The sequence below is a fragment of the Neobacillus sp. 204 genome, assembly GCF_046562815.1.
GTDB lineage: Bacteria > Bacillota > Bacilli > Bacillales > Cytobacillaceae > Neobacillus.
Genome location: NZ_JBJORY010000006.1, coordinates 73,638 through 93,542 on the forward strand (window position 1 = coordinate 73,638; position 19,905 = coordinate 93,542).

At 37.0% G+C, this 19,905-nt stretch carries 23 protein-coding genes; all 23 read right to left on the minus strand.

Annotated elements, in window-relative coordinates:
• Positions 1–20 precede the first annotated feature (20 nt).
• Positions 21–794 carry a menaquinol-cytochrome c reductase cytochrome b/c subunit gene (locus tag ACJ004_RS13570; RefSeq protein ID WP_410893577.1) on the minus strand — a complete coding sequence of 258 codons (774 nt, stop codon included), beginning with the start codon at positions 792–794 and terminating at the stop codon, positions 21–23.
• A 65-nt stretch (positions 795–859) separates the two neighbouring features.
• On the minus strand, positions 860–1,534 hold the full coding sequence (gene qcrB / locus ACJ004_RS13575; protein WP_026563914.1) for a menaquinol-cytochrome c reductase cytochrome b subunit: 675 nt from the start codon (positions 1,532–1,534) through the stop codon (positions 860–862).
• Position 1,535: 1 nt separating this feature from the next.
• Positions 1,536–2,042 carry a QcrA and Rieske domain-containing protein gene (locus ACJ004_RS13580; RefSeq protein WP_410893578.1) on the minus strand — a complete coding sequence of 169 codons (507 nt, stop codon included), beginning with the start codon at positions 2,040–2,042 and terminating at the stop codon, positions 1,536–1,538.
• Between the two features lie 141 nt (positions 2,043–2,183).
• Positions 2,184–2,648, minus strand: a complete 465-nt coding sequence (locus ACJ004_RS13585) for a YpiF family protein (RefSeq protein ID WP_410893579.1) — start codon at positions 2,646–2,648, stop codon at positions 2,184–2,186.
• A 110-nt stretch (positions 2,649–2,758) separates the two neighbouring features.
• On the minus strand, positions 2,759–3,325 hold the full coding sequence (locus ACJ004_RS13590) for a ReoY family proteolytic degradation factor (RefSeq protein ID WP_410893580.1): 567 nt from the start codon (positions 3,323–3,325) through the stop codon (positions 2,759–2,761).
• Between the two features lie 32 nt (positions 3,326–3,357).
• Positions 3,358–4,623 carry a tetratricopeptide repeat protein gene (locus ACJ004_RS13595; protein ID WP_410893581.1) on the minus strand — a complete coding sequence of 422 codons (1,266 nt, stop codon included), beginning with the start codon at positions 4,621–4,623 and terminating at the stop codon, positions 3,358–3,360.
• Between the two features lie 21 nt (positions 4,624–4,644).
• A complete protein-coding gene (locus tag ACJ004_RS13600; RefSeq protein WP_410893582.1) occupies positions 4,645–5,547 on the minus strand; it encodes a hypothetical protein in 903 nt (300 codons plus the stop codon).
• Between the two features lie 147 nt (positions 5,548–5,694).
• Positions 5,695–6,981, minus strand: a complete 1,287-nt coding sequence (aroA, locus tag ACJ004_RS13605; RefSeq protein WP_410893583.1) for a 3-phosphoshikimate 1-carboxyvinyltransferase — start codon at positions 6,979–6,981, stop codon at positions 5,695–5,697.
• A gap of 26 nt (positions 6,982–7,007) precedes the next feature.
• Positions 7,008–8,114, minus strand: coding sequence for a prephenate dehydrogenase (locus ACJ004_RS13610; RefSeq protein WP_410893584.1), 1,107 nt, complete (start codon positions 8,112–8,114; stop codon positions 7,008–7,010).
• Positions 8,115–8,148: 34 nt separating this feature from the next.
• On the minus strand, positions 8,149–9,237 hold the full coding sequence (hisC, locus tag ACJ004_RS13615; RefSeq protein WP_410893585.1) for a histidinol-phosphate transaminase: 1,089 nt from the start codon (positions 9,235–9,237) through the stop codon (positions 8,149–8,151).
• Between the two features lie 53 nt (positions 9,238–9,290).
• On the minus strand, positions 9,291–9,665 hold the full coding sequence (gene aroH / locus ACJ004_RS13620; RefSeq protein ID WP_410893586.1) for a chorismate mutase: 375 nt from the start codon (positions 9,663–9,665) through the stop codon (positions 9,291–9,293).
• Between the two features lie 16 nt (positions 9,666–9,681).
• A complete protein-coding gene (aroB, locus tag ACJ004_RS13625; RefSeq protein ID WP_410893587.1) occupies positions 9,682–10,749 on the minus strand; it encodes a 3-dehydroquinate synthase in 1,068 nt (355 codons plus the stop codon).
• Entirely contained in the window at positions 10,749–11,921 is a 1,173-nt protein-coding gene (gene aroC, locus ACJ004_RS13630; RefSeq protein ID WP_410893924.1) for a chorismate synthase, read from the minus strand. The genes aroB and aroC overlap by 1 nt, the downstream gene beginning before the upstream one ends.
• 160 nt (positions 11,922–12,081) lie before the next feature.
• Entirely contained in the window at positions 12,082–12,528 is a 447-nt protein-coding gene (gene ndk, locus ACJ004_RS13635; protein ID WP_410893588.1) for a nucleoside-diphosphate kinase, read from the minus strand.
• Between the two features lie 101 nt (positions 12,529–12,629).
• Positions 12,630–13,592 carry a heptaprenyl diphosphate synthase component II gene (hepT, locus tag ACJ004_RS13640; protein WP_410893589.1) on the minus strand — a complete coding sequence of 321 codons (963 nt, stop codon included), beginning with the start codon at positions 13,590–13,592 and terminating at the stop codon, positions 12,630–12,632.
• A 43-nt stretch (positions 13,593–13,635) separates the two neighbouring features.
• On the minus strand, positions 13,636–14,340 hold the full coding sequence (locus ACJ004_RS13645) for a demethylmenaquinone methyltransferase (protein ID WP_410893590.1): 705 nt from the start codon (positions 14,338–14,340) through the stop codon (positions 13,636–13,638).
• 7 nt (positions 14,341–14,347) lie between these two features.
• Positions 14,348–15,160 carry a heptaprenyl diphosphate synthase component 1 gene (locus ACJ004_RS13650; protein WP_410893591.1) on the minus strand — a complete coding sequence of 271 codons (813 nt, stop codon included), beginning with the start codon at positions 15,158–15,160 and terminating at the stop codon, positions 14,348–14,350.
• Positions 15,161–15,358: 198 nt separating this feature from the next.
• Positions 15,359–15,595 (minus strand): trp RNA-binding attenuation protein MtrB, encoded by a 237-nt coding sequence (gene mtrB, locus ACJ004_RS13655; protein ID WP_410893592.1) that lies wholly within the window; start codon positions 15,593–15,595, stop codon positions 15,359–15,361.
• A 32-nt stretch (positions 15,596–15,627) separates the two neighbouring features.
• Complete coding sequence (gene folE / locus ACJ004_RS13660) at positions 15,628–16,194, minus strand: GTP cyclohydrolase I FolE (protein WP_410893593.1); 567 nt, start codon at positions 16,192–16,194, stop codon at positions 15,628–15,630.
• A 152-nt stretch (positions 16,195–16,346) separates the two neighbouring features.
• Positions 16,347–16,619: an HU family DNA-binding protein gene (locus tag ACJ004_RS13665; protein ID WP_026563932.1), complete on the minus strand. Its 273-nt coding sequence runs from the start codon at positions 16,617–16,619 to the stop codon at positions 16,347–16,349.
• 396 nt (positions 16,620–17,015) lie between these two features.
• Entirely contained in the window at positions 17,016–18,494 is a 1,479-nt protein-coding gene (gene spoIVA / locus ACJ004_RS13670; RefSeq protein WP_410893594.1) for a stage IV sporulation protein A, read from the minus strand.
• Between the two features lie 271 nt (positions 18,495–18,765).
• Positions 18,766–19,476 carry a hypothetical protein gene (locus ACJ004_RS13675; protein ID WP_410893595.1) on the minus strand — a complete coding sequence of 237 codons (711 nt, stop codon included), beginning with the start codon at positions 19,474–19,476 and terminating at the stop codon, positions 18,766–18,768.
• 32 nt (positions 19,477–19,508) lie between these two features.
• Positions 19,509–19,694, minus strand: coding sequence for a DUF2768 domain-containing protein (locus ACJ004_RS13680; RefSeq protein ID WP_410893596.1), 186 nt, complete (start codon positions 19,692–19,694; stop codon positions 19,509–19,511).
• Positions 19,695–19,905: the final 211 nt, after the last annotated feature.

The following is a 19,905-nucleotide window of genomic DNA, read 5'->3' on the forward strand; positions in this document are numbered from 1 at the left end:
GCTTTTCAACAATTCGATTATTACTTACCAAGGCCTGAGATAAATTCAGAAAGTGTTTTAAGTTCTTCGTCAGTCCCTTTGAAGATTCCTGGTGGCATTTTACCGCCTTTACCTTCTTTGGCAATCTTTGCAATCTCTTCTGGTTTCAAGCCAGTACCTACTAATGCAGGAGCACCGGCACCACCTGAAAGATTTTCACCATGACAAGTAATACATGTATTGGCACTAGCTATTTTATAGCCGGCACTTGACTTATCAATATCAACCTTTGCAACAATTTTACCTTGGCGTTCAGCCTGAGCCCAGTCATGTGTCGCAACAGATTCCCAAGTTAAATATACGGTGGCAGCTAATGCCAAAAGCATAGCTCCAACAGCAATCGGACGCTTCATTGGACGTCGTTCCGGGCCATTATCCAGGAACGGAGCTAATAATAAGCCTCCAAATGCTAGACCTGGCATAATCATTGCCCCGATAACCGTATATGGTCCGGAAGCGAATGAATATTTTAGTAATTGATATAAAAACAAGAAATACCAGTCTGGCAATGGAATGTACCCAGTATCAGTCGGGTCCGCGATCCTTTCAAGCGGGGCCGGATGGGCAACTGTTAAACATAAAAAGCCGACAAGAAAAACGGCTCCTATTATCCATTCTTTCAAAAGGAAGTTAGGCCAGAAAGCCTCTGTTTTACCAGGGTATTCTGAGTAATCTTTCGGAATCATTTTTTTTCGTTCAGAAGGTGCTAAAACACGTGAATCACCAACGAACTTTAATCCTTTACCGCGATGCATCGAGCAATCCCCCTCCTTTTTCCGTAGTTAGTAGAAAACTTCGATTATAAAATTAAGCCGAATTTTTATAGTGGTCCAGAAATACCTTGTTTACGAATCATTAAGAAGTGAGCTCCCATTAATCCAAGCAATGCACCTGGAAGGAAGAACACATGAATCGCAAAGAAGCGGGTTAATGTTTGAGCACCAACAATATGTTCGTGTCCAGCAAGTAAAACCTTAACCTGCGTACCGATAAATGGTGTCGCTTCGGCAATCTGAAGACCTACTTTTGTTGCAAATAACGCTTTCATATCCCAAGGTAATAAGTAACCTGTAAAACCTAAGCCTAACATGACGAAGAATATAAGCACTCCGACTACCCAGTTTAATTCACGAGGTTTTTTGTAGGCACCTTGGAAGAAAACACGTAGTGTATGTAAAAACATCATAACAAGTACTAAACTTGCACCCCAGTGATGCATTCCACGTACAATTTGTCCAAAAGCAACTTCATTTTGAAGATAATAAACAGATTCCCATGCGTTTTTAATATCCGGTACATAGTACATGGTTAGAAACATACCAGAGAGAATTTGAATTACAGTAACGAAGAATGTTAGACCGCCAAAGCAGTATACAAACGCTGAAAAGTGATGCGCTGGATTAACATGCTCAGGAACTTCATGGTCTGCGATATCGCGCCACAAAGGCGTAATATCTAAACGTTCATCTACCCAATCGTAAATCTTGTTTAACATGTTACGCCTCCTTCCGTGGTTCAGCTTTACCTAAATAAAGAAAACCGTCTTTTTCCTTGAATGGATATACATCAAGCGGGTGAAGTGGTGGTGTACCTTTAATGTTGGTCCCATCCTTTGTATAACGGCCGTAGTGACATGGACAAAAGAACTGGTTTGGATGTTCCTTGTCCGTATTCCAGTTAACCGTACAGCCTAAATGTTTACATGTAGGTGAGAGGGCTACAATTTTACCTGCATCATTCTTATAAACCCATGCAGTATTCGTTACCTCTGACTCGTACCATGCATCTTTTTGCTTAAAGGTAAAGTCAACTCGAACCGGTTCTTCCGTTAATTCAGAAACCTTTTGCTTTGTTGCGATAAAGTCTCCGCCTTCTTCAGCCTTTAAAACAGGATCAACTGCAAATCTTACCATTGGCATTAGCATACCAGCCGCCATGAAGCCGCCTACCCCTGTTAAAGTGTAGCTTAAAAATTGACGTCTTGAAACGCGTTGCTTACTCATGCTTATATCCCCCCCTCTATTCACGAAGTTAAGTCCAACGGACAATTTTAAACACATATAAAACTAGGACATAACAATGATATATCAATCTGCATGTTAGGTCAATATCATACTATTTTAAAAACATACTAAAAGGTTAATTTACTGATTTTCATGCCATTTTTGAGTAAAGAGTTCTAAGAGTTGTTTTACTTGACTATCAACAACCGCCATCTTTTGTGAATCATTCATATGTTCCAGCGGGATAGATGGAAGCCATATTACAGTTCCAATTAGTCCGCCTTCTTGCGTTCTCCAATCTAATTCGGAAGTTAGATAAAATATGTGTTTACACTCCTCCTTTGCAAGGTTAGCCTCCCATTCCCTCAAATCCCTTATGGTATTTTCCCCATAATTGGACTTAAGATATGTAAATGGAGGCAATAGTAATAATCTTCCCGTAAACTGCCTTTCTAAATGGCCTGATAGTAATGTAATAAATTCCGCTCCTGCAGCTGACTGTTTCATCTCCCCCCCAACAGAAACGGCAAGTAATGGTACAACAGCTGTGTCAACATACTCCTTAGCATTCAAATACGTCTCAATATCTTGAGGTGTCCATTTCATATCTTTGCACCAACCTTTTGATTTCACTATTATTATAATATCATTTTCTACCCAAACAATAAAAGATATATGGGTATATTTAGAAAAATTCCAAACAAAAAGGAAGCAGCTTATCGCACGCTTCCTTTTTGTACAGACATTGTCAATGTATTAAGTTTTTGCGTTAAAATCTGAAATGCCTTTCGATCTTGCTTATCAAGGGCATCATCGATTAATTGAAGGATTTTCTCACGTTGAAAGTGTTCGATGCTCCGCTGCAGTAATTGTTCTGCAATAATTCCATCCTTTTCATTCACTTGAAGGTGTTTTGGAACGTATAAATTTTCTTCAAGAACCGCTGCATACTGATGTGCCTGATTAGAAGCATGAAAGTTTAATTGAATAAAAATATCCTCATCTCGATTTAAACGAATATCGTGAAATGACTTTTCAGCATCTGTTGTCATCACATTTTCTTTATAAAATCGAAATGGTACCTTGTCAACACAATGTGTAGACATAATTAAACCTCTCGGACAATACTGTGCTTGCTCAACAAAATGAACCTTCTCCATTAGTTGATCGTGGCTCATTAGATAGTTAAGAATCCAAACACATTCTCTTCTTTTTAATTGATAATGATTTAAAAACCAGCGAATAAAGTCCTTCTTCTCGTTGACAGAAACAGGGGTTGCCATGATAGTTTCCCTCCTCTGCAAATTCAGCTTTTTTAATCTTTCAACCCTGTAAGACGTTCAAGTAAATCCGAATACTCTTCGTTTGTTGGATCTTCATTTAGTAACTGTTTAAAAATTTCGGCGGCGCGGTCAGTTTTTCCTTCTTCAATTAGAAAATAACCGTAATCCTGTAAAAAAGTTTCATTTTTCTTAAAAAAAGTATATGCACTTTCATATTTGTCTAATGCGTAAGAAAATTTTTCTAACTTCTGGTAGCTTACTGCAGAATCCCATAAAAGTTGGGGCTCTTCATCTTCTCTAATATCAAGTTGAGTCATTAACTCAATGATATCTTCATATCTTTCTTGGAGCAAAAAGAGTTTATTTAATGTTAATGCCGCTTCGATAAATCCTGGATCTAAAGCAAGGGCCTCACGGAAATACTTTTCTCCTTCCTCCACTTTTCCTAACTTAGTTGCTATTTTCCCACCAGAGAAAAATAATTCTTTATTGAAATCATCTTGTTTTATACCCTCTTGAATGGTAAGTAAACTATTCTCAAGTTCTCCCTCCCTTTCATATGCTAAAGCAAGGTGTAAATATAGTGAATGATATTCTGGATCCAACTCTTTTAATTCATTGAATTTTCCTATAGCTGTTTGATAATATCCAGCCTGAAGAGCGGTAAAAGCATAGCCGAATAAAGTATTGATTTCCAATTTTTCATTAATTGCCTTCTCATAATGTACCAACGCTTCCTCAAACATTCCAGATACGCTTAGAAGGTCCGCAATTCTTTGATCTATATTCACACCAGCTATATCATTTACTTCTTTTAGAACCTTTTCGTAAGCATCCATCGCCTTAGTTACTTCACCTTGTTCACTGTATAGTTCACCTAATGCAAAATCTATGATGACTTCATCTGGCAAGATTTCCTTAGCCTTTAGAAGTTTTCGTTCACAAACTTCATATAAACCCTGGACTTGATAAAGATCCGCTAACAAGAGTAATGATTGTCCAAAATTTGCATCATGTTCTGAAATCTTTTCAAGAACAAGAATAGCTTCTTCATCTTCCCCAGCCTCAACTAATATTTCACCTAATAGGACGAGAAGTTCGCCTTCTTCCGGGAAAGTTTCTAATAAATTCTCTATTAAAGACTTTGCCTCTTCTAAGAATCCATATTGATACATTTCTTCCCCAAGAAGGAACTTTTCATCTGGCTTTCCACTTGTTAATACAACATTATATTCAGTTAAGGCCTCATTATGTTGACCATTTTCTAACATGTTAATAATTTTATTAATTCGTTCCATTGACACTTACCTCTCGTTCTCCTAGCTTGACAGAGAAAAATAGGATGGAATTCGCACCCTAACATGTTCTCCATTTCCAGGTTTAAATATCACGTCATCTCCTGCTCGTAGAACGGCCCCCTTGTGAACAGTTACTACAAGTCTATCACTATGATAATGAAATAAGCTCATATCATCAACATTCTGGCTTTCATTTATTTTTGCATACAAATTATAACTCACTTCAGTACCACTCATTAAACTTGCCTTTTGTGGATATAATCCGATTTTATTTAATACTGAAATAGACAATGGGTTATTTTCTTCAAACACTTCATAGAGAGCAGGAACATTCTCTCTATTCATGATACCTTTCCATTTCGACAAAGCACTCTTTACTTCCTTCTTATCATCCGAAGAAATTATTGGGATTAAGGGACTGTTGAAGGGAAACATTGCGTCTTTAATCCAGCCCCATGGTATTTGTTCTAATTCTTCATAATTTTGAAGATCAACAAAAATGGCTGGGACTTTTTCCTTCTTACATTTCCTTATAAACGATTGAGTTATCAGTCGAATTGGTATTCTTACCCCAATTAGATAGTCAATTGAGCTACTTAAAAGAGCCGTCCTAAGCTCGGATATTTTTGTGGATAATTCATTTTCGTAGGAAACATTAACATAAGTTAACAAGGTGGTGCAACCCTTCAACATTAACTCTTCAATCAAAAACTTTTTTAATTCTTGAAAGGCCTTAATATGTGGAATATTTGAATTAAATAGAACATAAGTCGGGGTCATAACATATGGATCAGCGTTCATTCTTATTAGCTGATAATATTTGAAATGCGAATCAATTTTATCTATTCGATTGTTATTAATTAATAGCGAACATGTTTTTATTTGCTTGTCTTTAAGAAGATTGGCATTTTCAATGATATACAATTATCCACCACCCTTTCTCATTGTGTCTAGTTCGAATAACCACTTTATATCTTTAAGACAAGCTATGCGAAAATTTCCAAAACTATGACTTACTACAAAATCTATTTTGTTAAAATATAAAAAAAACTGCATCGAAATGCAGTTTTTTTATATGAGACTGTTTAAATGCTCAAAGAAGTTTGGATAAGAAACGGAAATGGCATCTGGATTTTCAAGCTCAGTTTTTTCATCACAGAGGAGGGCTGCTATCGCAAGCATCATTCCAATCCGATGATCTCCATGACTTGACACCGTTCCACCACTTAATTTGGACTTCCCATGAATAATCATTCCGTCTTCAGTCGCTTCGATCCTAGCACCTAATTTTTTAAGTTCTTGAACAACTGTATCAATTCGATTTGTTTCTTTAACTTTTAATTCCTCAGCATCTTTAATAATTGTTGTACCTTCTGCTTGTGTAGCTAAAAGGGCAATTATTGGAATTTCATCAATTAATTTTGGAATTAAATCGCCTTCAATAACTGTGCCTTTTAGACTCGATGTCTTAATGATCAGGTCCCCAATTGGTTCAAATGAGGACTCCTTGTCTTGTACAATCTCTAAGTCAGCACCCATCTTTTTCATTACTTCAATAATTCCCGTTCTTGTTGGGTTAAGTCCGACATTTTTCAACACAACTCTACTTTCAGGAATAATTGCACCTGCTACTAAAAAGAATGCGGCAGACGAAATATCCCCAGGAACGTGAATCGTCGTTCCAGTAAGTTTTTGTCCGCCTTTGACAATAATCTTTTTGTTATCCTTGTGGACTTCCCCACCAAATTTAATGATCATTCTTTCTGTATGGTCACGGGTTTCTTCTGGCTCAATAATGACACTTTGTCCTTCGGCTTGCAGCCCTGCAAGAATTAAAGCAGATTTTACCTGGGCACTTGCAACTGGAAGTTGATAATTTACAGGTTTTAATTCACCGCCGCGGATAGAAATGGGTGTGAAGGAACCGTTTTTTCGCCCATCAATTTTGGCACCCATTTCCGACAATGGGTTTGTTACCCTTGTCATGGGACGTTTGCCAATTGACTCATCACCAACTAGGGAGGAGAAAAATGGTCTTCCTGCTAATATTCCCATTAATAAACGAATCGTTGTTCCTGAATTACCGACGTCTAATACTTCATTAGGTTCAGTTAACCCCTCAAATCCTTTTCCGATAATTCGAAGTTGACCATTAGATTCTTCGATAGTAACTCCAAGCTTTCGAAAGCAAGAAATAGTACTTAAGCAATCTTCCCCAGGTAAAAAATTGGAAACCTTGGTTTCACCGTGAGCAATTGAACCAAACATAACAGACCGATGCGATATTGATTTATCCCCTGGAATGGTTAATTCCCCATTTAAGCTTGTTATATTTGTCTTCAGTTTAAGAGACGTCATGAAAAATCACCTTTTATTTATCATTTTTAAGAACCAATAGATGTTTCATAGTTGGAATAGGTACCAATACATTGTTCAGCTTTTTGTCGGTCCTCTTCTGTTTGAAAACTAATAATTAAAATACCATTTATATCTTCACGTGTTTCTTGAATTCGAATATTAGTGATACTAATTTCTTCCTTCGCTAAATAACCGGTAATTTCAGAAACTACACCTGGGTAATCCGGTACATCAACAAACAAATCATAAAATGCCGGAATCGCACCCTTTTCTTTTACAGGCAGACCATCACGGAATTGTTTTGCTTGGTGAAAATAGTCATATATTGCCGAACTATTTTCATTTTCAAGCAACATTTTGACACCATTCATTTCTTCTTGCCACTGATTGAGCAATTCAATCAATATCTCGCGATTGTGGAGGAGGATATCCTTCCACATCTTTGGACTGCTTGAGGCAATCCGGGTTATATCTCTAAACCCGCCTGCTGCTAGACGAGGAATTAGGCCCTCGGCTTCTGCTAACTTTTCAGTTTGGCGAACAATAGAGGCAGCAATAATATGAGGGAAATGACTGACAATCCCAGTGAGATAATCGTGATTTTCTGGCGTGATCGTTAAAAACTTGGCTTTTGTACCTATTAACCATGATTTTAGTATTTCTACTTTTGAATCTTCTATATGTTCCTGTGGTGTTAACAGGTAAAATGCATTTTCAAATAAAATTTCTTTGGCAGCAGATACACCACTTTTATGAGATCCAGCCATTGGATGTCCACCAATAAAGGTAATTTCTCTATCATATAAACTCTTGGCACTTCCAACAATCTTGCTTTTTGTACTACCTGTATCTGTCACAATAACCTCTGGATGGAGAGGGAGACCTGCAAGGAACTGAATAATTTCCTCTGTTTCATTTACAGGTGCAGAAATAATAATTAAATTAGCATCAATTGCGCCACTGTAGATATCGTCCGCTATTTCATCAATGACCCCAAGCATTTTTGCTAGTCTTGCCTGTTCACTATTAATATCGAATCCTACAATAGTTGCATCCCCATGTTCCTTTTTTATACAAAGGGCTAGAGAACCTCCAATTAATCCTAAGCCTATAACAAAAACACGGCCTTTCAATGATAACTCCCCCTAAAAACAAAGCAGAACTTTTTTACTTTTGAGACAAAAATTCTCCTAATGCATTGAGAACACCTTCATTTTGTTCAAATGATCCCACTGTAATTCTAACCCCAGTAGGAAAACCAAGAGCTTTCCCGGAACGAACAATATAGCCTCTCTCCATTAGATTTTGGAATACCAGGTCCCCATCTGTTTTACAATCAATTAAAATAAAATTGGTTTGTGATGGGTAATAGTCGAGTTCATACTTCCCACAGAATTCATAGAACTGTTCAAGTCCCAGCCTATTTTTTTCTTTGCAGGTGTTAATAAATTCCTGATCTTTTATTGCTGCAGTCGCCGCTAATTGACCTAAAGAATTAACATTAAATGGCTCCCGAGCAGGTTCAAGTGCTTTAATAATTGACCGATTGGCAACCCCATATCCAATCCTCAAGGCAGCAAGACCATATATTTTTGAAAAAGTTCTCAGGACAATTAAATTTTCATATTTTCGAGCTAATTTAATGGAATCATAGTAATCTTCAGCGACAACATATTCATAATAAGCTTCATCGAGTACAACCAGAATATCGGCTGGAACTTTTTCTAGAAAAGCGTTTAACTTAGATTCTGGTATATATGTACCTGTAGGATTATTAGGGCTGCATAACCAAATAACATTGGTCTGATCATCAATCGCTGCCAACATCGCGTCTAAATCATGTTCTCCGTTTACAAGCGGGACTTCCTTACAAACCGCCCCTTCAATAACTGCGTTATGCTTATATTGTGAAAAGCTAGGTGTGGCCATAATTGTATTGGCATTCGGATGTAGAAGTGCCCTTGAAATGATTTGAATTAAGTTATCTGAGCCATTTCCAAATATTAATTCTTCTTCATCAACTTTTAAAAATGCTGAGAGTGTCTCTCTTAAAGTAGTTGCGTAGCCATCTGGATAAATAGCCAAACTTGTTTGATTCGATTGAAGAGCCTCTAGTACTTGTCCTGAGCATCCAAAAGGATTCTCATTTGAAGCTAGCTTTACGATTTTATCAAGCTTATATTGCCTCTTTACTGCCTCTATTGATTTACCTGGTTGATAAGGAGTCAGTTGTAATAACTGCTCTTTCCATCTCATGTTTACTCACTCCGTTCGTAAGGTTATTCTATTAAATCATTAATAAATTCTACCTATTTTGCTAGGCTGCTGCCAAGGTCGGGCCTCAGAACTGTTGCACCTTTTAAGTATACATGAATAATTTCTTCTTGTGGTATGTTAATATTCACATGCATCATGACCCTGACACACATCTTTAAAGAATTTGGTACAGGAATTTCCTGCATACACATCACAGGAACATATGTCCACCCCTCAAATTTGCGAAGAGCCTTTGCAGGGAATGCCGCGTTTACATCCTGGGTGGTTGAAATAAAAATGGACCCGACCTGATCTGGTTGTAAATGATTTTCTTCAATTAACCTAACAAATAGTTCTTCTGTAGCAGAGATAATTTCTTCCTCTGAATTCTGATCAACCGTGATTGCTCCTCTCATCCCTCTAATCAAGAAAAGCCCCCCTTTATTAACTGTTTAATTGTTCTAGTAAAACTCTTTCCGATATTTCCTTCACTGTTGGCTGCCCCAATTGTTCAAGTAAGACAAAACGAATTGCGTCCCTAACTGACTTTTTATCCTGCTTCATTTTATTAATTAATTTTTCAAAGGATAGATTCCCCGGAATTTTCGATTCATAACCAAGTTTTTCAATCCAGTTTGTAAATTCTTCTAAATCGAAAGTAAGTCCAAGTAATTGTTTACTTAGCTTTAGTGCATAAATCATTCCGATCATCACTGCTTCTCCGTGAGTAAAATTCCCATAACCCATTTCCGATTCTATCGCATGCCCAAGTGTATGGCCCAAATTTAAGTAAGCTCGAATCCCAGTTTCTCTTTCATCTTGACCAACGATTTTACCTTTTACTTTTATGCCTTTAATTAAGGATTCTGATAGAATCTCCAATGGGATTGTTTGAAGGTCCTGGACATTTTCTTTTAGCCACTCATAGAAATTGGCATCATCAATGAGTGCATGTTTAATAACCTCAGCAAAACCTGAACGAATCTCATGTACTGGTAGTGTTTTAAGGACTTCTAAATCATAAAAAACAGCTTCTGGCTGATGAAAGGCTCCAATCATGTTTTTCCCGAGCGGATGATTAATGGCTACCTTGCCGCCTACGGCACTGTCGTGAGCTAATATGGTGGTTGGGACTTGTATAAATGGAATGCCCCTCATAAAGGATGCAGCAACAAATCCTGACAAATCTCCAACTGCCCCACCGCCTAATGAGATTATGACAGATTTCCGGTCCAGTTTGTTTTCAAGTGCCGTTGAAAGCGCATCGTAATAAACGTCAAACGTTTTTGCATGTTCGCCACTAGGAGCAGTAAAAATTACAGGGTTTAACGAATTCAACTCCAACAATAATTTTTCCAGATGCAGATTTGCCACAGTTTCATCGGTAATAATTAATATTCTTGTTAACCCTGTAAAGTGATTGGCCAAAAAAGCTCCAATTTCCTTACTTACCCCTTCCCCCACAAAGACATTATAGTTTTTTGACTCTGTATGGATTTGAATGGTTTCCATTAAAATTCCCTCGCATATTCACGTTGCCTGTTAATTTCCTCTGCAAAGGTTTCAAAACGGTCACTGTAAAATTGTTCTACCAATGCGTTTGCAAGTTCCCATGCAACAGCATTTTCTGCAACAACAGCTGCAGCAGGCACTGCACAACTGTCTGAACGTTCGACGCTTGCAGCAAAAGGCTCTTTTGAGTCAATATCAACGCTCATTAATGGTTTATATAGTGTTGGGATTGGTTTCATCACACCTCTGATAACAACTGGCATACCTGTTGTCATACCACCTTCAAATCCGCCAAGACGATTAGTCTTACGGTAATAACCTTTTACTTGATCCCAAGCTATTTCATCATGAACTTCACTTCCAGGCTTCCTTGCAGCTTCAAAACCAATGCCAATTTCTACACCTTTGAAGGCATTTATACTCATTATCGCTGCTGCTAGTTTTCCATCCAATTTACGATCATAATGAACGTAACTTCCAACTCCTGCTGGCATACCCGTAGCAATCACTTCTACGACGCCGCCAATCGAATCCCCATTTTTCTTTGCTTCATCTATGGCAGCCATCATATCATTTTCCACATTTGGATCAGCACATCGTACAGGAGAATTTTCTGTCTTTTCCTTTAATTCCTTAAAGGTAAGTGAACTATCCAATTCAGCCTTTACCCCGCCTATTTCAACCACATGTGAAACAAGTTCAACACCAACCAATGATAATAGCTTTTTGGCAACGGAACCTGCAGCAACTCTAACGGTTGTTTCACGTGCAGAAGAACGTTCAAGGACATTTCTCATATCCCTGTGCCCATATTTAATTGCACCATTTAAATCAGCATGGCCTGGACGGGCACGAGTTACTTTCCGTTTTACTTCATCTTCTTGTCCTTCTTCTAGTGGTTCTGCGCCCATTATCTTCGTCCAATGTTTCCAGTCATTGTTTTCAACAACTAATGCAATGGGAGAACCAAGAGTGTAACCGTGACGGACCCCAGAAACAATTTGAGCTGTATCCTTTTCAATTTGCATTCTTCTTCCTCGGCCATAACCCTTTTGGCGTCTAGATAATTCTTCATTTATATCTTCCAATAATAATGGCATACCTGCAGGGAGGCCTTCTATAATTGTTGTTAATTGCGGCCCATGGGATTCTCCTGCTGTTAAATATCTCATTCCCATTTCACTTTCCCCCTTCAACTCATTAAAGAATTTTGTATCAATATACCATATACCGCTCAATAAACATAGTATAAGAATTCAGAAAAAAGAGAATTAATTTCATAAAAAAAGGGCATTCGTATATTGACTATACAAATGCCCTTTTTTCATTCGATTAATAAATCCATTCGTTTACGAGTTTATTGTATTCTACAACCCCAGAATCTTTAAAAAATAAGCCAATTTCACGCTCAGCACTTGCAGGTGAATCAGAACCATGGATAACATTTTTCCCTACTGTTAATCCAAAATCGCCGCGAATAGTTCCAGGTGCAGCATCTTTCGGATTAGTAGAGCCCATCATTTGGCGGGCAGTTGCAATCACATTCTCACCTTGCCAAACCATTGCAAAAACCGGGCCAGAAGTAATAAAGTCTACTAATTCTCCAAAGAATGGACGCTCTTTATGTTCACCATAATGTTCTTCAGCTAGTTCAGTTGGAATACTCATTAATTTAGCTCCAACTAATTGAAAGCCCTTTCTTTCAAAACGTGCTACAATTTCTCCAATTAAACTACGTTGTACGCCATCAGGTTTTACCATTAAAAATGTTTTTTCCATGAATTCCACTCCTAAAATAAATTATTATGTATAATGATTGTTTTTTTTAGAAAACAATCCATGAAAAATACTATCATTTTTTCGAAAATTTAACAAGTTGTTTAAAATTTCCGTTTCCCAATGAACTTTGCAATATCGTGCAGAGTTTTTTTCGCTTTATTTGCAGGTAATCCCTCTAATTCTGCCAAAGCCTTTTTGAGATAAAGATCACTTAGGGCGATTGATTTTTCAATTGCACCAGAGTTTTTAATAATAGAAATTATTTTTGTTATCTCTAAAGAGCCCATAGATTCATGAACCTTTTCAATCTCTCTACGTATTTCATCCTTTTCCATTGCAAAAAGCGCAGGGGCAGTAATATTTCCCTGCAGCAGATCTCCCCCAGCTGGCTTCCCTAATTCCTTCTCAGTAGAAGTAAAATCTAAAATATCGTCAATAATTTGATAAGACATACCAACATAGTACCCAAAACGGTAAAGTTTCTTATGGACAGATTCCTCCACATTAGCAGCAATGGCTCCTAATTGACAACTAACAGCAATTAAGAGAGCCGTTTTTCTCTTAATTCTACGTAGATAATCCCGGAGGTTTTGATTAAAGCGATATTTATCTTTTATTTGTTGAATTTCCCCTAGTGATACTTCAACAATTGTATTAGCTAAAATTTTATGGGCAATAGGATTCTCTATGTTAGTCATTAATTCTATCGCTAGAGCAAAGACAAAGTCACCGGTATACATAGCGATTTTGTTATCCCATTTGGATTTAACTGTTGGCTGCCCTCGCCGTAGATCAGCATCGTCGATCACATCATCATGGACAAGTGAGGCCATATGTATTAATTCAAGTGCAACAGCAACATTCTTCATCACATGTATATCATAATTACCAAATTTACCAGCAAGCAAAACAAAAACAGGACGAATTCTTTTTCCTCCGGCTTGTAATGTATGCATAGAAGCTTGTTTCAGTAGAAGGGACTCTGCATGTATAGTCTCTTCCAACTTTTTTTCAATCAAGTTAATATCCGAATTCAAAAATGAATACATCATTTTTAATTTCATTTGTATTCACCCAGCTTTTCATCCTGTCTTCTAGTTCAAAAAATTAATTCTTCTTACCAATATGAACAGCTGCTGCGCCGCCGCTATATGGTTTATATTTCACATCTTTGAAGCCGGCTTGTTCAAACATTTTAGCAAGTTCCCTCATCCCAGGAAAATCACGCGCAGACTCATGTAGCCAAGAGTACTCACGATAACTTTTTGCAAGCAGCTTACCAAACATCGGCATGATAAAGCGAAAATAAAAATAATAGAGCTGTTTATAGCCTATTAAGGTAGGCTGTGATGTCTCTAAGCAGACAGCTATTCCGCCAGGCCTTACTACACGGTGCATTTCTTTTAATACGGTCAGATAATCAGGGACATTCCTTAAACCAAAGCCAATCGTAACATAATCAAAACTATTATCTGGAAAAGGGAGTTCCATTGCATTACCATGTACTAATTTCACCTGTTTTAATCCTAGGTCTTTAACCTTTTCTATCCCCACATTGAGCATGTTTTGGCTAAAATCCAAACCAGTCACATCACCTGTTGGACCAACTGCTTCAGCTAAGGCTATTGTCCAATCAGCAGTACCGCAACAAACATCCAGAGCTCGCGAACCAGGCTGTACATTCATTTTTTTCATCGTGTCTTTCCGCCACTTGATGTGTTGTTGAAAACTGATAACAGAATTCATTTTATCGTAGTTATCGGAAATCTTTTCAAACACATTGTGAACCCGCTGTTCTTTCGATTCCTGCATGATTTTATTACCCTTCTTCCACAAAAGTTTTTGCATTTGGCTGGTATTGGTTTAATAGCAAAATAATTCTATTCTCAAGTAGTTCATTTAAGTAGGGAAGTTGCTCTAATCCTTTTTCAATCACTTTTTTTGTTATTTCAAGATACTGGTCACAATATTGAAACAAGTGACTTTTTTGATCACTTGATAACTCTTTCATTTTAAAGTTATTAATTGGGAATACAATTGATTTCATGGCTTCGAATAAAACGGAGTTTTCTGATTTGATAAATAGGCTTTTTTCTTTTAATAAACGTTTAAACAGAAGTAAATTTTCAAGAAATTCATTCCAGAGGTCAACTTTAAAATACTCAGAGAGATGTCCAAGTAAGGAACTTTCTATTCGCTTAATGCTTGTCATTAACTCTTCTATTGATCCTATTTCATTTTGATAAACTGAAATTTTATTTTCATTCACTTCTTTAATCCCTTTAGAAAGTGCCTTAATCATCAATATATCTTCTGATTCTGCCAAAAGCTTGTAATATAATCCACTAAAGTAATCCCCAGCAAGAACAGTTAATTGACGATTTTTTTCGTCAACAGATGCATCTGATATACGTTCATGTGTATCAAGGGCGATTTGTATTAGCATTGTTGATAAGGCGTAATTCTTCATATCGCTGTATGACAATTCGAGACGCTCCATTATTGAGACTAGGATAAGCAGTTTATCCTCATCAATAATTGGAACCTCAATATATTTGAGCAAGTATGTGTCACAAACTCTTTTTTCGACCTGCTCTCTAATATTTGTGAATTTTTGTCGAATGTCCAGCAATTAAATCACCCTTGCTTCCCCTAAGTAATGTCTTTATGTATTCTTATTTCCTATTTGCATAGTAAAATTCATGCCGTTTTTCTAAAAACAAGGCAGACACCATTATAACATAAAAGATATTCTTTAGGCAGAAATTCACAAAATAATCATTTAAGCTGATATGAAATAAGATGAAAACAGTGTGATTAGAATTATTTTTTATTTTTTTAGTTCACTTTCTATTTGACCAAGTTGTGTGAGAATTTTCGCATTTCCCCTGATTTTAATAGCGGAAGTATGCTCTGTAAATTGAGCAATAAGGACTTCTCCTTTATCAAGCTTCTCTGAATGATGAAATTTAGTATCAGATCCTCTAGTTAAGCCGATAACATTGACCCCATCATCAATTGCCTTAATCACTACATACTCACTATTTTGATTTTCTCGTTTCTCCATGTAATCACCTCAAATACGATTAGGAATAATAACTAATATTTAATTAACGAAAGCACTTCAGACCGTGCAACAGCATCTTCCGAAAGAGTTCCGCGGACAGCAGTGGTTACAGTTTTAGAGCCTGGTTTTTTAACTCCGCGCATGGTCATACACATATGTTCTGCTTCGACAACTACCATTACCCCGTGTGGTTCTAATTTTTCCATCATGCTGTCTGCAATTGTGGAAGTAATCCGTTCTTGGAGCTGAGGTCTCTTTGCGACAGCTTCAACTGCCCTGGCTAATTTGCTTAATCCGGTAACACGGCCGTTTTTAGGAATGTATGCTACATGTGCTTTTCCAAAGAAAGGAACGAGATGATGTTCACACATGGAATAAAACGGGATATCTTTAACTAATACCAATTCTTCATGATCTTCACTAAAAATTGTTTCAAAATGAGTCTTTGGATCCTCGTTTAAACCGCTAAAAACCTCTTCATACATTTTTGCTACTCGTTTTGGTGTATCCTGAAGACCTTCACGATTGGGGTCTTCACCGATTGCTTCTAATATTAAACGTACCGCTTCTTCAATTTGGGCACGATTCACTTGTGACATATAAAAATTCCTCCTAATGTTCAGTCAAGTATATATGACAAATACATATTAGCACAATCTTTAAAGTTCAAGCAAAAATATAGAAAAAAGGCCATGGACTTTACCATGACCTTTTTGCTTAAGCATTCGCTTATAGCAATAAATTTATGTAATTATTTTACTGCGTCTTTAAGCGCTTTACCTGGTTTAAATGCTGGAACTTTGCTAGCCGCGATATCGATTTCCTCACCTGTTTGAGGGTTACGACCTTTACGAGCTGCACGCTCACGTACTTCAAAGTTTCCAAAACCGATTAATTGTACTTTATCACCATTTTTCAAAGCATCTAAAATCGCATCAAAAACAGCATCAACTGCTTTAGTTGCGTCCTTTTTAGAAAGTTCGCTTGCTTCAGCAACTGCATTAATAAGTTCTGTCTTGTTCATGCCATTCACCTCCTCCCAAAGAAATTATCAAGATTCGTAAATAAGATTACTTATCTACATTTCTAAACAATTTTTCTAATTTCTATACGTCATAGTGCTGTTTTATTACCAAAGTAATCTAAAATGATTAAATTAGTAACACAAATCTACTTTTTTTAGGAAAAACCCTTATGGAATAAGGGTTCACACACTATAACGTAATTCAGTTTAAAGATTATCATAATCAAATCAGCTTATCAAGAAGAATTCATGAATTTATGGTAATCTTTTCTTTTGTTCAACAAAATTCTACTTAATTTGTCCGTTTTTGGTAGATATTTTAAAATAATGGCAGTTTGCCTCCTAATCAATCCCCTCTTTTCAACAAAAAAAAGACTCCGCTTTGGAGTCCATAGCCTAAAGAATTATGGCAATTAAGCCGCCTGATCCTTCATTTATAATTCTCTCTAATGTTTCTTTTAATTTATATCTGGCATTTTCCGGCATTAAGGAGAGCTTTGCTTGGATTCCTTCTCGAACGATGGAGCTTAAACTCCTGCCAAAGATATCTGAATTCCAGATAGATAACGGATCATCTTCAAAATCCTGCATTAGGTATCTAACTAGTTCCTCACTTTGTTTTTCAGTCCCAATAATCGGTGCGAATTCCGATTCAACATCCACTTTTATCATATGGATGGATGGTGCTACAGCGCGGAGCCTTACACCAAATCGTGCACCTTGACGAATAATTTCTGGTTCCTCAAGACTCATATCTGAAAGAGTTGGTGAGGCAATACCATAACCCGTTTGTTTCACCATTTTTAAGGCATCGGCAATATGGTCATATTCTGCTTTAGCATGAGCAAAATCCTGCATTAATTCGAGCAGATGATCTTTCCCGCGGATTTCTACTCCGACGATTTCTTTTAATATATCATCATACAATTCATCTGGTGCAAATAAATCGATTTCAGCGACCCCTGAACCCATTTCGATTCCTGCTAATCCAGCTTTTTCAATGAACTCAAACTCGCTAAAGTGTTGTACGACTCGATCAACATCTCTTAATCTCTTGATATCTTTTACGGTTTCCTTGACAGCATCTTGATAGCTTTCACGAAGCCAGTGGTTTTCTCTTAGGACCATTACCCAACTTGGCAGATTCACATTCACTTCAAGAACTGGGAACTCGTATAGTGCTTCACGAAGGACATTAAGAACATCGCTGTCGCGCATACTTTCAACACTCATAGCGATAACTGGGATATCATATTTATCTGCTAAACTCGATCTTAATGTTTCAGTGCTTGGATGGTAGGGCTGTGCACTGTTAACGACCATGATAAATGGTTTACCAACTTCCTTCAGCTCGTTAATCACTCTTTCTTCAGCCTCAATATAGTTACTTCTAGGAATCTCACCAATCGTCCCATCTGTTGTTACAACGACCCCGATGGTAGAATGCTCTTGAATAACTTTTCTTGTGCCAATTTCAGCTGCTTCATGGAAAGGAATGGGTTCCTCATACCATGGGGTCGTAATCATTCTTGGGCCATTTTCATCTTCATAGCCTTTCGCACCCGGGACCGTATAGCCTACACAATCCACTAGCCTGATATTGACATTTAGACCATCATCAACATGAACAGTTGCAGCTTGATTTGGCACGAATTTTGGTTCTGTAGTCATAATCGTTTTTCCTGCTGCGCTTTGAGGTAACTCATCCAGTGCTCGTGACCTCTCAGCTTCACTGCTTATATTCGGTAAAACAACAAGCTCCATAAATTTTTTTATAAATGTAGATTTTCCAGTTCGTACTGCTCCGACTACTCCTAGATAAATATCACCGCCGGTTCTCTCGGCAATATCCTTAAAAATATCAACCTTTTCCAAGTGATCCCCTCCCGATCATAGAGTAAAGTGGGATTAAACATCCATTTTAGGTATTTTTGGACAGTATATGTTTATGACGTTGTCCTATAATGTTATGACACTTTTCTAAAATTTTTTTACCCCCTTATAAAAAATTCACTAGGTTCTCTTGTATCTGTAGTGTCTGAACATTTGAGATAATGGAGGGTTTCAATATATGTTTTCATTTGGAATTTGCCAAAAAAAAACCCTTCTCCTACAATATATTTCATAGGAAAAGGGTTATGACTATTTATTCTTCTAAAAATACTGGTTCATTGGTCTTAGAATCCCAAGAATATGGTAAGGAGTATGCAGGCACAAACATGGAATCCTTTACTAATATTGGGCGGATATCCTCACCTGGTTTCACCTTTACATCCGTTTTTTTCATTGCTTGATATAGATCAGGGCGATAATCTACATATACCTCAGCACTGCCTGTAATGACAAAGGATAAATTTTGATCTGAAAATGGACTAGTTACAACAGGAGCTTTCTTATATCCTAATTGTTTATAGTCAAGAGTAAAAACATTTTTTGCAAGTTGTTCTTTATATGGTGGATACCCTTTTGTTTTGATCCTTAATTTAATATCACGTATAGCTTCTGTTATTCTTAAATCCAATAATTTTACAGCTGGTTTGGTTTCAACATCGACAAGTACATATTGAAAAATCCCACCGTTTTCATAAGCGTTTCCTGGAGGCTCTGAAATAAATTTAGGTGTGATTTTTTTAAAATCAATAGGATACTTTTGATAAATTGGAGTTTCAGCTTCTTTTGTTTTTATTGGAAGGATTCCGCCATTTTCCTCTCTAAAGGCATCTACTGCCGTTTGAACAGCTAAGATTTGATCTTTATAAGGGATTTGATTCTTTGCTAATTCCTCCTCTGGATACATGCATCCTGTCAGGAAAAGAGCCGTTAATGCGAGAAAACATCCGAGTAGATTCCATTTCATACAATCACCTTTTATTTATGTATTTAACTCAATTATGTTAAAAAAACAATAAGAAGCGTTATTCCGGCAACAATCATTAATAAGTAAGCGATAATGGCTGTAATAATACGGAGTACTCCTTTAAGCTTATATCTACTTAAATAAATGGTCAGAATAGCAAGGAACATAAACCCCATTCCTGCAATCGAGACCCACATTTTAAACATACCTGGCGACAAATATAACTCCCCCTTTATCGAAAATTAATTATATCACAAGCGATAACTTTTCTAGAAAAATTTTGAACCAAAGAAAAAAAACTGAAGTAAAGAGGGGCGAATTCTTTACTTCAGCTTTAACGACTAAATAACCCATACTCCAGCGTATAACTACTAGGTTGCTTCGTTGCATTGTATGCAATCTAGACACAAAGCGTCTCACCGAACGCCC

Bases quoted from the DNA above. Each gene is read 5' to 3' on its own strand.
- mtrB (WP_410893592.1), bottom strand. From the start codon at position 15,595: ATGGAGAAACGAGAAAATCAAAATAGTGAGTATGTAGTGATTAAGGCA.
- ACJ004_RS13580 (WP_410893578.1), bottom strand. From the start codon at position 2,042: ATGAGTAAGCAACGCGTTTCAAGACGTCAATTTTTAAGCTACACTTTA.
- ACJ004_RS13645 (WP_410893590.1), bottom strand. From the start codon at position 14,340: ATGCAGGAATCGAAAGAACAGCGGGTTCACAATGTGTTTGAAAAGATT.
- hepT (WP_410893589.1), bottom strand. From the start codon at position 13,592: ATGAAATTAAAAATGATGTATTCATTTTTGAATTCGGATATTAACTTG.
- aroA (WP_410893583.1), bottom strand. From the start codon at position 6,981: ATGACGTCTCTTAAACTGAAGACAAATATAACAAGCTTAAATGGGGAA.
- hisC (WP_410893585.1), bottom strand. From the start codon at position 9,237: ATGAGATGGAAAGAGCAGTTATTACAACTGACTCCTTATCAACCAGGT.
- ACJ004_RS13570 (WP_410893577.1), bottom strand. From the start codon at position 794: ATGCATCGCGGTAAAGGATTAAAGTTCGTTGGTGATTCACGTGTTTTA.
- aroC (WP_410893924.1), bottom strand. From the start codon at position 11,921: ATGAGATATTTAACAGCAGGAGAATCCCATGGGCCGCAATTAACAACA.
- qcrB (WP_026563914.1), bottom strand. From the start codon at position 1,534: ATGTTAAACAAGATTTACGATTGGGTAGATGAACGTTTAGATATTACG.
- ACJ004_RS13595 (WP_410893581.1), bottom strand. From the start codon at position 4,623: ATGGAACGAATTAATAAAATTATTAACATGTTAGAAAATGGTCAACAT.
- ndk (WP_410893588.1), bottom strand. From the start codon at position 12,528: ATGGAAAAAACATTTTTAATGGTAAAACCTGATGGCGTACAACGTAGT.
- ACJ004_RS13665 (WP_026563932.1), bottom strand. From the start codon at position 16,619: ATGAACAAGACAGAACTTATTAATGCAGTTGCTGAAGCAAGCGAACTT.
- ACJ004_RS13590 (WP_410893580.1), bottom strand. From the start codon at position 3,325: ATGGCAACCCCTGTTTCTGTCAACGAGAAGAAGGACTTTATTCGCTGG.
- ACJ004_RS13675 (WP_410893595.1), bottom strand. From the start codon at position 19,476: ATGAAATGGAATCTACTCGGATGTTTTCTCGCATTAACGGCTCTTTTC.
- ACJ004_RS13585 (WP_410893579.1), bottom strand. From the start codon at position 2,648: ATGAAATGGACACCTCAAGATATTGAGACGTATTTGAATGCTAAGGAG.
- aroB (WP_410893587.1), bottom strand. From the start codon at position 10,749: ATGGAAACCATTCAAATCCATACAGAGTCAAAAAACTATAATGTCTTT.
- folE (WP_410893593.1), bottom strand. From the start codon at position 16,194: ATGTCACAAGTGAATCGTGCCCAAATTGAAGAAGCGGTACGTTTAATA.